Origin of the sequence: Paludibacterium yongneupense DSM 18731 (assembly GCF_000422925.1) — a bacterium.
Classification (GTDB): domain Bacteria; phylum Pseudomonadota; class Gammaproteobacteria; order Burkholderiales; family Chromobacteriaceae; genus Paludibacterium; species Paludibacterium yongneupense.
Window position 1 is genome coordinate 85,830 of record NZ_AUGZ01000004.1, and the last position, 13,181, is coordinate 99,010.

Sequence of the window (13,181 nt, forward strand, 5' to 3'; positions counted from 1 at the left end):
TGAGGGCGGGCGGGGGCGCCGTCTTGTACCGGATTGCTATTGCCGGACCTGGCGCTGGTATCGCGCGGGGGTCACGCCGTAACGACAGGCGAAGGAGCGGGTCAGGTGGGCCTGATCGGCCATGCCGGTGCTTGCCGCGACCTGCGCCGGCGGCAGGCCCGAGGCAAGCAGACGCTTGGCCTCGCGCAATCGCAAGGCCATCAGCATCTGCTGCGGCGTGACGTTGTAGTGCGCCTTGAAGCAGCGCAGGAAATGGAAAGGGCTGAGCCCGGCCACGGCTGCCAGATCGTCCAGCGTCGGGCGATCGGCCAGGGCCGCATGCAGATAGTCGATGACCGTGGCGAAACGCCCTGCATCCGCGGCGCCAGCCGGATGCGCGACACGGGCATGGTGCCGGACGTCGGCCAGCAAGGAAACCAGCAGTCCGTCGAAGGCGAGCGGATCCGTGCTTCGCCACAGCGCCTCAAGCCGTGCCGTGACGCGCCGCGCGATGCGGGCATCGCGCCGGACGGCGTCTTCGAACCACCAGCCGGCTTCGCCGCTGATCGTCTCTATCGCTTCTTGTGCAATATAGAGCATGCGGTAGCGCCAGCCGTCGGCCGTTTCGGCGCGCCCGGTGTGCAGTGCATCCGGATTCATCAGGACGATGGAGTCCGGCGGCGCCAGGTGTTCGCTGCCACCGTAGCGGAAGCGCTCTACGCCCGATTCGATCGCGCCGAGGCCAAAACCGTCGTGGGAGTGAGGCTCGAAGGCATAGCGCACGATATGCGCGCGATACAGCTCGATGCCGGGACGGTGTGCGGGCCGGCGGAATTCCGCCCGGTCGCGCGGATGTTCGAACTCGGGCGGGACGCCCGGCATCCACAGCGCGGCATCGACGTCGGCAGGGTGCGTCGCCGGCACGGCCTCAGTCGAACAGGCAGGCTTCACGGCCGTCGCCGAAGGGAACCGGGTGTCGGTAGCTGAGGCCGAGTTTCTCCAGCAGCCGCACCGAGGCGCGGTTGTCCAGGCTGGTGAAGCCGACGATGCGTGTCTTGCCCAGCACCTCGTGCCCATATCGCAGGCAGGCCTGCGCGGCTTCGAACGCATAGCCCTGACCGTGCCAGGCCGGAAGAAAAGCATAGCCGATGTCGGTTTCCTGCAGGGCGTCGCGGTAGAGCAGGCCGCAAATGCCAAGCGCCTGGCCGTCGGAACGGCGGCAGACCAGATACAGGCCGTGCCCGTTCTTCAGATAGCTGCTGCGGATGTTCTGCTCGATAAAGGTGCGGGCGTCGTCCAGCGTGTTCAGGCCGCAATCGCGAATCGAGGCGATATACGAGGGGTCGCGGGTCAGTTCGAGAATGAAGGGGGCGTCTTCGGTCTCGACTTGCCGCAAGGTCAGGCGCGGTGTTTCCAGTATCGTCACGCGATAGTCCTCTGTCTGTGAGCTTACCCAAAATTCAAACCGGACGGATAGCCGGGCGCGGCGACCGCCGCCCCTTTGACTGCGTGCCGGGTCAGCAAGGCGGCGATGGCGCCGGACGCTTTTTTGGCTTCCAGCCAGGCGTCCAGCCAGTCGAAAGCCGGACGGCCGCGGCTGGCGGGCAAGGCCATCGCCTGGTGAATGCGCATGAAGCCGCCATCGAGCAGGCGCAAGCCGGCGACACGTTGTGCATCGGCCTCCAACTGCTGCCTGACGCCGGCGGCGACATCCAGCCCGTGCTCGACCATGGTATCGACGACGGCCGCCGACGTTGGCGCGCGCACGATCTGCGCCTGGTGCAGATGGCGGCTGAGATACAGGTCGTAGGCGCTGCCGCGGCCCACTGCCACCCGGTGCCGGGGGTGGTCGACGTCGCCGTTGCTGCGGATGGGCGAGTCGCGTGCAACCAGATAGCTCCCTTCGATGACGACATAGGGCGGGGTGAAGTGCAGCCCGACGCCACGCAAGGGATCGATGGCGAAGAAGCCGAGATCGGCGCGTTGTTCTTGCACCGCTTCGACCGCCTTGCCCGCGCCGTCGAACAGCTGCAGCTCGAGCCCGATGCCGAGATCCTGGGCCAGGGCGTGCGCGAGATCGACCGATACCCCATAGGGGCCGGCGGTCGGGTCGTCCTGCTTCGCCAGCAGGGCGTTGCCGAGGTTGATCGTGACGCGCAGCACGTCGCCGGGGGCGAAGGCGCGGATCAGGTCGGAATCGATGCTCATCGTGTGTCCTTGGACGGTCTAAACCCCGCCCTGCAGGGCGGAATAGCGGTACGCCCCCGGCCGGGGCTTTTGCGAGAACGGACGGGCCATGGCGCGGTGCCGTCCGAGGGGCAGCCCGCGGCAGCGGCCGTTGCGATTCATAATAGCGTCATCGTCCACGCGCCGCCAAGGCATGAGCCGGCTGTGGCGTTGCCGCCGACGTTTTTCTCCGCGATCTGAGCCCCGTCCTGTCAGCGTGCCGCTTCGTGTTGCAGCCATTCCCGTATCCGGGCGATGGCGATTTCGTCCTTTCTTCCGCTCAATACGCACATATCGAAACTGGTTCCGCTGGCGACAAAGCCGAGCGGAGCGATCAGACGCCCGCTTTCCAATTCGCGCTCGACCAGCAGTGCCGGCGCGATGGCAAGCCCGAGCCCCGCCGCCGCCGCCTCCAGCATCAGCGGTAGATGGTCGAAACGGCGCCCCTGCCGCAGAGTGTCCGGGTCCAGTCCCTGCGCGCGAGCCCAGCCGGCCCAGGCTTGTGGGCGCGAAGCGGTATGCAGCAGCGGCAGGCATGGCAGGTCGGAGGCCTGCAGCGGCAGGGTCGGGTAGTCGGGCGCGCAGACCGGGCCGACCCGTTCGTCGAGCAGCGCCACTGCCGCTATCGTGTCGGGCCAGGCGCCTTCGCCGCCGAGCACCAGTACATCGACGCGGCCTTGCTGCAGCGGGGCGAGCCCGGAGGCGGTCTGCAGCCGCAGGCGGATTTCCGGGTGCCGCATCTCGAAGCGCTCGAGACGCGGGATCAGCCAGTTGGCGAGAAAGCTGCCCGGCGCGCCGAGCACGATATCGTCTGCCGTCACCTGTTTTGCAATATCGGTGCAGCACTGCTCCAGCAGTCCCAGCGCCTGGGCGGCCGCCTGCTGCAATGCGAGTCCGGAGGCGGTGGCGGCGATGCCGCCTGCATGGCGCAAAAAAACCGGCTGCCCGAGCCAGTCTTCCAGTATCCGTATCTGGTGGCTGACCGCGCTATGGGTGACGCACAACTCGTGCGCGGCGGCGCTGAAACTGCGGCAGCGGGCGGCGACTTCGAAAACGCGGATCGCGTTGAGTGGGGGGAGACGGCGCACCGGAATCCTTGCCTGTTAGAAATATTGACAGCCTGATGGTCAAATATATCGCTACCGTAACCGTATTTGAAGCTTTAGGCTGTTAAAAATATTCAAACAGGAAAGACTGCCATGTCTAGCTCGAGCCAACCCTATTGTGGCGAAGGTCCGGATGCTGCCGGCTTGTTCGGTCGCTTCGGCGGGTGCTATATGCCGGAAACCTTGATGCCGGCGCTTGAGAAATTGACGCTCGCCTTCGAAGCGGCGTGTGCCGATCCGGCTTTCTGGCAGCGCTACCGCGAGATTCTCACCGACTATGTCGGGCGGCCGAGCCCCTTGTTCTTCGCGGCCAATCTCAGCGCCGATCTCGGCGGTGCGCGCATCTATCTGAAGCGCGAGGACTTGAATCATACCGGCGCCCACAAAATCAATAACTGCGTCGGGCAGATCCTGCTTGCGCAGCGGATGGGCAAAAGCCGCATCATTGCCGAAACCGGGGCGGGCCAGCATGGCGTCGCCACGGCGACGGTCTGTGCCTTGTTCGGCATGGAGTGCGTGATTTTCATGGGGGCCGAGGACATGGAGCGCCAGTCGGCCAATGTGCAGCGCATGCGGCTGCTCGGTGCCGAGGTGCGCGCGGTGCACACCGGCACCGCCACGCTCAAGGATGCGATGAACGAAGCGTTGCGCGACTGGATCACTCACGTCGACAGCAGCTACTACCTGCTGGGCACCGCCGCCGGGCCCCATCCCTATCCGCGTCTGGTACGCGATTTCCAACGCGTGATCGGACTGGAAACGCGCGAGCAGATGCTGAGCAAGACCGGACGCCTGCCGGATGCGATGGTGGCCTGCATCGGCGGCGGTTCGAACGCGATCGGTTTCTTTCACCCTTTGCTGGGCGATCCTGAGGTGCGTTGCTACGGTGTGGAGGCGGGCGGGCTGGGGCTGGACAGCGGCAAGCACGCGGCCAGCCTCGGCGGGGGGCGCCCGGGCGTGCTGCACGGCAATATGACCTATCTGCTGCAGGACGAGGACGGGCAAATCCAGAACGCGCATTCGGTTTCGGCCGGGCTGGATTATCCGGGCATCGGCCCCGAGCACGCGCAACTGTTCGAGAGCGGTCGCGTGCGTTACGAGTCGGTGACCGATGCCGAGGCGCTGGAGGCTTTCCACTGGCTGTGCCGGCGCGAGGGCATCCTGCCTGCGCTGGAAAGCGCGCACGCGCTGGCTTATGTGCGCAAGCTGGCACCGACCCTGCCGGCGGACAGCCTGCTGGTCGTTTGCCTGAGCGGGCGTGGCGACAAGGATCTGGCAACCGTCCTGCACTATCAGGAGAATGCGGCATGAATCGTCTCGATCAGACTCTCGCGCGTTTGCGCGGCGAAAAACGCAGTGCGCTGGCGACCTATTTCACGGCCGGCGATCCCGATTTCGATACGTCCCTGCGCCTGCTGCAAGGGCTCGCTGCAGCCGGCGCCGATGTGATCGAGTTGGGCATGCCCTTTTCCGATCCGGTTGCCGATGGCGTCGTGATTCAGGCTGCTCACTTGCGAGCGCTGGCGGGCGGGCAGACGGTGCGCCGCACTCTGGAACTCGTCGCGCGCTTGCGCGAGACCGACGACGTGACGCCGGTGGTGCTGATGGGGTATTTCAATCCGGTGCTGCAGTATGGGGTCGAGCGTTTTCTCGGCGATGCCCGGCGCGCCGGCGTCGATGCCCTGTTACTGGTCGATCTGACCGTGGAGCCCGCCGCGCCTTATGTCGCTGCCGCGCAGGAAACCGGCATTCATCTGATCCGCATGACGGCGCCGACCACGGACGAGGCGCGTCTGAGTACGGTGCTGGATGGCGCCAGCGGTTTTGTCTACCACGTGAGCCTGACCGGGACCACGGGGGCGGCCCGCTCCGCCGCTGCCGTACCGCTGCAGGCGCTCGCACGTTTGCGCCGCCATACCGATCTGCCGCTGGCGCTCGGTTTCGGCATCCGCGAGGCATCGCAAATCGCTGCGCTTGCCGGCGCCGTCGATCTGATCGTGGTCGGCAGCCGTCTGGTCGAGACCCTGGCTGCCAGCGGGGTCGACGGGGCGCTGCAGCAGGTGCGTGATTTCGCGCACGTGCTGCGCTGATTCCACGGGTACGACGACGGCCCCGACGGCGCGGCAGCCACGCCGTCGGGGGGCGGGCTGCACGTCTTGCGGATAGAGGACGCTGTCTCGATCTCGACAGGGGAGTGGCTGTCGGCCATTCCCCTCGTGGCCAGCATCGTGCAGTATAGTCGTCTGTCATCGACTTCGAATTTGAGAGCCCGGCATGAAACTGCGCAATACCGTTCCAGCCATTCTTTTTCTCGGCGCTGCCGGCCTGTGCGCTGCCGGGGAGCCTATCGATCCGACCGTCCCGGGCAAGATCGCGCTATCGGCGCACCCCGCAGCGCCCGGCGAGGCGGGGCGGGTCATCGCGCACGAAGACGGGCCGTTCGATTTTTTTCCGCTGCTTCTGTGCCATGGCCAGAATACCTGTCCGCAGCAGTTGGTGAAGATGCGCGAATCCAACATGGACAAGCCGCTGTCGCAGCAGCTGCATTTCGTGAAGGTGTCGATCCGGACCCTGAGCGACGGCAGCTGGGTCGTCGCTCACGACGATACCCAATACATCGTTCCTTTTCTCTCTTCCGCACACAAGCGGCATTCCGCCCCGCCCGGCGCCACGGTGCTGAGCCGCCTGCCAGCGAATAAGAAAATACTGGCGCTCACCGGCCCTGGCGGCCGTCGCGAATACATCGTCTACGATGGTTCGCCCGCGCAGAAGGCCGGCATCGCCGCGGCCGGCCGGCGATTGCGGCCCTTGTCGCATCTGCCGCGCTCGCAGCAGATCGTGGCCGTGACATTGAGTACGATCGATTCCGCGCAATTCGATCGCTACAAGGCGCAGTACCAGGAAAAATTCGATGTCTACCGTCTGAAAGACTATGTCGCCGCCGATGGCGACGGCGCTTTCAATTTCATGCTGTATTTCAAGACCGACCCCAACCCCGCCATCGTGGACGAGATCGATGCCCTCGGCATCAATCGGCGCACGATTCTGGAGTCGCGCGGCAATCGGGACGCACAATGGGTGCACGAGCATCAGGGAAGCAAGGGCGGCATTTTCTTTACCGGCCGCGTCGACTCCCCGACCGCGCTGTCGCAGTTGCTGGCACAGGCCGCCGACTATGGCCGGCAGATGTGGGCGATCGAAGTCGAGCATAACGCCTACACCGCCGAGGTGGTTGCCCGGGTCAATGCGACCCCGTACATCAGCGAGGTCGACGCGATGCCGTACGCGCAGCAGGAGGTCTTCGCGACCGGTTGTCGCAAAACGCTGGTCGGCCTGGACAGTGCGATCACCATGACGAGCCGGCCCCTGGGCTGCCTGAAGATGATGGGCGAGTAAGCGCGGCCGGAGTGGCGGAGGCGCTTCAGCCGTCGACCGGGTGCCGTGGCGTATCCATGATCAGTTGGTAAAAGGCGAGATCGAGCCAGCGGCCGAACTTGAACGCCGCCTCGCGCACGGTGCCCGCGTGGACGAAGCCCGCACGCAGATGCAGGGTGATGCTGGCTTCGTTGTCGGCATCGATGCCGCCGATCAGGGTGTGCATGTCGCGCTCGCGTGCAGCGGCGATGACATCCTGCAGCAAGCGGCGTCCGATGCCGGCGCCGCGGTGCCCGGGGTGGACGTAGATCGAATGCTCGGCCGTGTACTTGTTGGCGGGGCGCGAACGGAAAGCGCCGTAGCTGGCGAAGCCCAGCAGCTCACCCTGTTCGTTTTCATAGCCTATGACCGGCAGCCCCTGCGCTTGCTTGTCGGCGAACCAGGCGGTCATCGTCTCCATCGTCCGCGGCGCGTAGTCGTAGAGCGCAGTCGAGTTGGCGATGGCGTCGTTGAAAATGTCGAGAATGGCGCGCGCGTGGCGCTGCTCGTTACAGTCGACCCGATGCATGCGATCCCTTTCCGGAAAGAATGATTTCTACTATAGTAGACGCGGCATCTCCTATTGTAAACATTCCGGAACCGCGCTCATGACTATCGAAACCTTGATCGCTTCACGCTTGCTGGCGCTGCGCCGGCACAAGGCGCTGTCGCTCGCCGCGCTGGCCGAAGTGTCCGGCGTGAGCCGCGCCATGATCTCGAAGATCGAGCGCGGGGACAGCAGCCCGAGCGCGACGATACTCGGCCGATTGGCAGCGGGGCTGGGGGTATCGCTCGCGCAATTGCTGGTCGAGGAGGAACCCGGCCCCGCGCGTCGGTTGCGCCGGCGTGCGGAGCAGGCGCTGTGGCGCGATCCCGAGGCCGGCTATCTGCGACGGCAGGTCAACGAGCGCGATCCAGCGACCGGGGTCGAACTGGTCGAGGTCGAACTGCCGCCGTCGGCGCGGATCGCGTATCCGCCCTGGCAGGGCAAGCCGTACCGTCAGCGTCTGTGGTTGCTTGCCGGCGTGCTGGGGGTCGATTATGGCAGCGAGTCCTACCGTCTGGAGATCGGCGACTGCCTCGATTTTTGTGTCGACCGGCCGTTGACGTTCACCGCCATGGAGGCGGCCGCGTGCCGTTATCTGCTGGTCATGTCCGCCGACTGAATTCTTCAGTCTTTCCAGCCGCACCCTTGCAGCCAGTTTTCCATCAGGATCGCACCGGCGCGTCCGCGCGCGGCGTGCGATTGCTCGCGCAGGGTGGGGATGTCGATCGCGGCCTGTTTCAATTCGTCGACATGGCCGATCAGCCAGGGCTCGATGTCCGGACCGAACACTTCGGGATGGAACTGCAGTGCGAGTACCTTGTCGCCGCAGGAAAAGGCCTGGTGCGGAGTCAGCGCGCTCGAGGCGAGCAAGTCGGCGCCGGCCGGCAGATCGAAGGTATCGCCATGCCAATGCAGCACCGGTTCGTTTTCGAGGGCGGACAGACAGGAGGCACGTCCGGCTTCGGTCAGGGCGAGTGCGGACCAGCCTATCTCTTTGGCCGGGCCCGGGTAGACGCGCGCGCCGAGCGCGGCAGCCATCAACTGGGCGCCGAGGCAAATGCCCAGCGTCGGGCGTCCGTGCTGCAGCCGGCGGGCGATGCCGGCGATCTCGGCGCCAAGCCAGGGGTAGATCCCGTCTTCGTACACGCCTATCGGTCCGCCGAGCACCACGACCAGTTCGGCATCGTCCCATTCGCCTTCCGCGATGGCGTCGACGCCGGCCTGGCGGTAGTCGATGACGAAACCTTTGCGCGTCAGAACGTCGGCAAGCAGACCGAGGTCTTCGAAAGCGAGGTGGCGCAGAACGATACAGTGCATGGCAGTCTTCCTTGACGATAGAAAGGAGCGGGGCGCGTGTTCAGGGTACGGCGCTTCGCCGTGCGCGGGCGATCACGCCGGCCGTTTCGGCCGCCGTCTGCTCCCTGACGAAGCGGTGCAGCGCATCCTGATTCATGCGCGGATGCCACACCTGCCCGATCTGGATGCCGGGCATCTCGTCGTCGATCGGGATTATCGCCAGCCCGGTACCGTAATGTTGTATCACAGTTGCGATGATGTCCGGAAGGATGGCGACGGCAGGCACGGTGCGCAGGAGGATGGCCGGAATCGCGAGCAGACTGGCGGCGGACGCCGGCAAGCGCTCGCGCACTCGCGCAATGCGGCGGGCCTCGGTTTTTACGGCACAGGCCGCGTTCCGATCGCGGCGAATACCATGCCGACGATGGTGCTGCAGGTGTCCGGTTCCGATGTGCCGACCACCGGCCTGTTGCTCTCGACCGGTTTTGTCGGCGGGATCCCGTTCTCCACACTCTATGCCAAGCCGCTGCCTTCGCAGAATCTCGAACCCGGTTTGCGAACAGCCATGATGCTGGTGTCTTGCTAGACTGTTTCCGGCTCGAATTCCGGGCCGGGATCGCGCAGGCGGCCCGGATAGGCTTGCAGAAGCGGTTCTACTGAGCCGCCGCCGTCCGTGCGCGGTGGCGGATATTGCCATGCGCCGCCATGCGACGTAAGGTGTTCCGTATCGTATCGATGGGGGGTGCACCATGCATCGCTCGCGCTGTCCGTTTCTCCGTTCCTTGTTCATGGCGACCGTCATGATGATTCTGCCGTCGCTGGCCGCGGCGATGAGCATCGACCTGTCGGCGGAGTCGACCCGAAGCGCTCCTAACGATCAGTTCGAGGCGGTCGCCTTCTCGGAGGCAGGCGGGGCTTCGCCCAGCGCCGTCGCCCGCATGGTGAATCAGCAGCTTGCCGCGGCCCTGGTCACGGCCCGCCGCTACCCGGGCGTACGGGTGCGCAGCGGCGCGACCCAGACCTTTCCCGTCTACGGCAAGGACGGGCGCATCGATGGCTGGCGTATGCGCTCAGAATTGCTGCTGCAGTCGCAGGATGCGACGGTGCTATCCGAACTGATCGCTGCGTGGCAGACCACGCTGGGCATTGCCAGGTTGCAGGCGCAGCCCTCGGCGCAAACCCGCATGAGCGTGGAGAATGCCGCCACCCTCGATGCCATCGCCGCTTTTCGCGCCAAGGCGCAGGCCATCGCCGATGTCTTCGGCAAACCGTATCGCATCAAGCAGCTGACCGTGGGCGGCAACGATAGGCCGCGTGCGCCGGTGATGATGCGCGCCCTGGCTGCGTCCGCCGGGCCGTCGCCCGCGCCGCTGGAGGCCGGGGAGTCGGAAATCGGCGTCACGGTCACCGGGCAGATTCTGATCGACGAGCCGCCGAGCGGACACTGATGCAGCGTAGCGGGAGAAGTCCATGCTGGCCATGATTCTGGAGTCGCCGCGCACCCCTTTGCGCCAGGTGGACCTGCCGCTGCCGCAGGCCGGACCGGGTCAGGTTCTGCTGCGGGTCGAGGCATGCGGCGTGTGCCGCACCGATCTGCACCTGGTCGATGGCGAATTGCCCGAGCCGCGGCTGCCCATCGTTCCCGGGCATGAGATCGTCGGTCGCGTGGCGGCGCTGGGAGAGGGGGTGGGTGCTTTCACTGTCGGACAGCGCCTGGGGGTGCCGTGGTTGGGATGGACATGCGGATGTTGCGACTTCTGTACGAGCGGGCGGGAAAATCTGTGCGATGCCGCGCGTTTTACCGGCTACCAGATCCACGGCGGCTATGCCGAGTACACCGTAGCCGACCAGCGCTATTGTTTTCCGTTGCCGGAGACGGTTCCCGCGATCGAACTGGCGCCGCTGCTATGTGCGGGGCTGATCGGCTACCGCGCGCTGGCCATGGTGCCGGACGCGCGCTGCATCGGCCTGTACGGTTTCGGTGCGGCCGCCCATATTCTCGCCCAGGTATTGAACTACCAGCAGCGGCGCTTCCATGCGTTTACCCGCAACGGCGATTCGGCGGCGCAGGATTTCGCCCGCCGCCTCGGCGCGGCCTGGGCCGGCGACAGCGATGCGAGCGCGCCGGAGCCGCTCGATGCCGCGCTGATTTTCGCGCCGGCAGGCGAGTTGGTCCCCGCTGCGTTGGGCCAGGTCAGGAAAGGCGGGACGGTCGTGTGCGCCGGGATTCACATGAGCGATATCCCGGCTTTTCCCTATCGCGAACTGTGGGGCGAGCGCTGCTTGCGTTCGGTCGCAAATCTGACGCGCGAGGACGGGCTGCGTTTTCTCGACATCGTGGCCGCGACGCCGATTCGCACCGAGGTGCGTGGCTATGCTTTGGATCAGGCCAATTCGGCTCTGTCCGATCTGAGGTCCGGCGCCCTGATCGGTGCGGCGGTATTGCTGCCCTGAGCGTGCGTCATGTCGCGGGTCGCGGCGAGTTCCAGCGCCGGGCTGCGTCCGAAATAGCGTTTGAATTCGCGGCTGAACTGGGATGCGCTTTCGTAGCCGACCAGATTGGCCGCGGCGCTGACGCTGAATCCGTCCTGAACCAGCAGCAGCCAGGCTTTGTGCAGCCGCACGCTCTTCAGATATTGCAGGGGCGACGTCAGTGTCATTTCCTTGAAATTGTGATGAAAGGCCGAAATGCTCATATTGGCCTCTCGCGCGAGAGTGTCGATATCGAGTAGCGAGGCGTATTCGGTATGAATGCGGCGCAGCGTGCGGGCGATGCGGCCGTAACTGCCGTGCCGGCCTGCGAGCGCACGCAAGGCCGATCCCTGGCTGCCTTGCAGTGCGCGAAACAGAATTTCCCGCGCGTACTGCGGCCCCAGGATCTGACGCTGCATGGGATCGTGCAGCATGCGCAGCAGGCGCAGCACCGCATCGCGCATCCCGGCGTCGAGCTCGACCGAAGCCATCGGCGCCCCGGGGTGGGTCTCGGTGTCCAGCATGGTGTCGCGGCTTTCTTCCATTTGCAGGATCAGCGTTTTCAGCTGCCCTATTTCGACATCGATGCGCACCCCGAGCAGGGGAGCGTCCGGGCTGGCCCGGGTTTCGCATTCGAAAGGCAGCGGCACCGACATCACCAGATAGCGGTCGGGGTCGTAAATATAGCTGCTGTCGCCGAAGTAGCCAGTTTTACTGCCTTGCGCGAGCACGATGATGCCGGGTTCGTAGAACACCGGCGCCCGCGGCACTTCGTGTTCCACCCTGAACAGCGAAACGCCGGGCAATGCGGTCGGGCGTGCCCCGTCCTGCGTGTGCAAGGCCGCGATCAGGCGCGCCATTTCGGTCGGGTCGTGCATGCTTCTGCTCCGTAACTCTGTTCGGGAAGATAAATGTAGCAAACAATGGGGATGAGCAGCACCCGGACTCCGGCTCTTTGCACAAATAGGCATGTAATCCGCAGGAACGGGTATTCTGCCCGCGCCGACCCTGTTCAATAATGGTGGCCACTATCCGTCCGCATGGCGGGGGGATGTCCTCTGACACCACGGGAGCATCATATGGCTTTGACTATCCGCGGTTACGCCGCGCACTCTTCCACCTCGGCACTTGCGCCTTTCAACTTTACGCGGCGGGATGCCCGCGCCAATGATGTCGTGATCGACATCCTGTATTGCGGTGTCTGTCACTCCGACATCCATCAGGCACGCAACGAGTGGGGCAACAGTCTGTATCCGATGGTGCCCGGGCACGAGATCATCGGCCGCGTCTCGCGCGTCGGTGCGGCGGTCACCCGCTTCAAGGCGGGGGACATGGTGGGCGTAGGTTGCATGGTCGATTCGTGCCAGCACTGCGAATCCTGCGCCGAAGGGCTCGAGCAGTACTGCGACGAGCATGCGACCCTGACCTATAACGGCATCGACCGCCATGATGGCCTGCCGACGTATGGCGGTTATTCCGAACGGATCGTGGTTTCGGACAAATTCGTACTGAGCCTGCCGGAAACGCTGGATCCCAAGTCCGCCGCGCCCCTGCTGTGCGCCGGCATCACCACCTACTCGCCGTTGCGCCACTGGAAAATCGGCGCCGGACACAAGATCGCCGTCATCGGCCTGGGCGGTCTTGGACATATGGGGCTCAAATTCGCCAAAGCTTTCGGCGCGGAAGTCACCTTGTTCACCCGCAGCCCCGGCAAAGAAAGCGAAGCGCGCCGTCTCGGAGCCGACCATGTCGTGTTGTCCACCGACCCGGCGCAGATGCAGGCCGTGAGCAGCCATTTCGACTTCATCCTCGATACGGTGCCGCATCAGCATGACCTGAATCCCTATCTGGCGACGCTCAAGCGCGATGGCACGCATGTGCTCGTCGGCCTGATCGAACCGCTGGAGCCGGCGGTACATGCCGCTTCGCTGATCATGGGACGCAAGTCGGTGGTCGGCTCCGCCATCGGTGGCATCGCCGAAACCCAGGAAATGCTCGACTTCTGCGCCGCCAATGGCATCGCCTGCGACATCGAGATGATCGATATCCAGAACATCAACGGCGCCTATCAGCGCATGCTGGACAGTGATGTGAAGTATCGCTTCGTGATCGACATGGCGTCCCTGCGGCGCGAAGTCTGA

15 protein-coding genes are annotated in these 13,181 nt (G+C 65.1%); 8 read left to right on the plus strand and 7 right to left on the minus strand.

The genetic code is table 11. From position 1 onward, the window contains the following. Positions 1-36: 36 nt before the first annotated feature. From G520_RS0100410 to G520_RS0100425, 4 genes are all read right to left on the minus strand, one after another. A complete protein-coding gene (locus G520_RS0100410; protein ID WP_211222724.1) occupies positions 37-930 on the minus strand; it encodes an AraC family transcriptional regulator in 894 nt (297 codons plus the stop codon). Continuing rightward, on the minus strand, positions 908-1,405 hold the full coding sequence (locus G520_RS0100415; protein ID WP_028533950.1) for a GNAT family N-acetyltransferase: 498 nt from the start codon (positions 1,403-1,405) through the stop codon (positions 908-910). The genes G520_RS0100410 and G520_RS0100415 overlap by 23 nt, the downstream gene beginning before the upstream one ends. Before the next feature lie 23 nt (positions 1,406-1,428). Continuing rightward, a complete protein-coding gene (locus G520_RS0100420) occupies positions 1,429-2,187 on the minus strand; it encodes a transporter substrate-binding domain-containing protein (protein ID WP_028533951.1) in 759 nt (252 codons plus the stop codon). Positions 2,188-2,417: 230 nt separating this feature from the next. After that, positions 2,418-3,293 (minus strand): LysR substrate-binding domain-containing protein, encoded by an 876-nt coding sequence (locus G520_RS0100425; RefSeq protein WP_028533952.1) that lies wholly within the window; start codon positions 3,291-3,293, stop codon positions 2,418-2,420. 111 nt (positions 3,294-3,404) lie between these two features. Between G520_RS0100425 and trpB the strand changes: the two genes are divergently transcribed. The 3 genes from trpB (at position 3,405) to G520_RS0100440 (ending at position 6,707) form a co-directional block, all read left to right on the plus strand. Then, the gene (gene trpB / locus G520_RS0100430) at positions 3,405-4,622 is read left to right on the plus strand and encodes a tryptophan synthase subunit beta (RefSeq protein WP_028533953.1); all 1,218 of its coding nucleotides are present in this window, start codon (positions 3,405-3,407) and stop codon (positions 4,620-4,622) included. Next, positions 4,619-5,401 (plus strand): tryptophan synthase subunit alpha, encoded by a 783-nt coding sequence (trpA, locus tag G520_RS0100435; protein WP_028533954.1) that lies wholly within the window; start codon positions 4,619-4,621, stop codon positions 5,399-5,401. Before trpB ends, trpA begins: the two co-directional genes overlap by 4 nt. A gap of 184 nt (positions 5,402-5,585) precedes the next feature. Further along, entirely contained in the window at positions 5,586-6,707 is a 1,122-nt protein-coding gene (locus G520_RS0100440) for a hypothetical protein (RefSeq protein ID WP_028533955.1), read from the plus strand. 25 nt (positions 6,708-6,732) lie between these two features. Here G520_RS0100440 and G520_RS0100445 read toward each other — a convergent pair whose 3' ends face one another. Further along, the gene (locus G520_RS0100445; RefSeq protein ID WP_028533956.1) at positions 6,733-7,254 is read right to left on the minus strand and encodes a GNAT family N-acetyltransferase; all 522 of its coding nucleotides are present in this window, start codon (positions 7,252-7,254) and stop codon (positions 6,733-6,735) included. A gap of 79 nt (positions 7,255-7,333) precedes the next feature. On the opposite strand from G520_RS0100445, the gene G520_RS0100450 reads away from it, so the two are divergent. Further along, positions 7,334-7,891: an XRE family transcriptional regulator gene (locus G520_RS0100450; protein ID WP_028533957.1), complete on the plus strand. Its 558-nt coding sequence runs from the start codon at positions 7,334-7,336 to the stop codon at positions 7,889-7,891. Positions 7,892-7,896: 5 nt separating this feature from the next. Here the strand turns inward: G520_RS0100450 and G520_RS0100455 are convergent, their stop codons facing one another. Then, a complete protein-coding gene (locus G520_RS0100455) occupies positions 7,897-8,589 on the minus strand; it encodes a glutamine amidotransferase (protein WP_028533958.1) in 693 nt (230 codons plus the stop codon). Here G520_RS0100455 and G520_RS24695 point away from each other — a divergent pair. The 3 genes from G520_RS24695 to G520_RS0100475 all read left to right on the plus strand — a co-directional run bounded on the left by G520_RS24695 (position 8,588) and on the right by G520_RS0100475 (position 11,022). Further along, entirely contained in the window at positions 8,588-9,154 is a 567-nt protein-coding gene (locus G520_RS24695; protein ID WP_156876818.1) for a hypothetical protein, read from the plus strand. The genes G520_RS0100455 and G520_RS24695 overlap by 2 nt on opposite strands. 214 nt (positions 9,155-9,368) lie before the next feature. Then, positions 9,369-10,016 carry an SIMPL domain-containing protein gene (locus G520_RS0100470; protein WP_211222725.1) on the plus strand — a complete coding sequence of 216 codons (648 nt, stop codon included), beginning with the start codon at positions 9,369-9,371 and terminating at the stop codon, positions 10,014-10,016. A 22-nt stretch (positions 10,017-10,038) separates the two neighbouring features. Then, positions 10,039-11,022, plus strand: coding sequence for a zinc-dependent alcohol dehydrogenase family protein (locus G520_RS0100475; protein WP_028533961.1), 984 nt, complete (start codon positions 10,039-10,041; stop codon positions 11,020-11,022). Here the strand turns inward: G520_RS0100475 and G520_RS20920 are convergent. Then, positions 10,953-11,918 (minus strand): AraC family transcriptional regulator, encoded by a 966-nt coding sequence (locus tag G520_RS20920; RefSeq protein ID WP_084637380.1) that lies wholly within the window; start codon positions 11,916-11,918, stop codon positions 10,953-10,955. The genes G520_RS0100475 and G520_RS20920 overlap by 70 nt on opposite strands. Before the next feature lie 201 nt (positions 11,919-12,119). Between G520_RS20920 and G520_RS0100485 the strand changes: the two genes are divergently transcribed. Continuing rightward, entirely contained in the window at positions 12,120-13,181 is a 1,062-nt protein-coding gene (locus G520_RS0100485; RefSeq protein WP_028533962.1) for an NAD(P)-dependent alcohol dehydrogenase, read from the plus strand.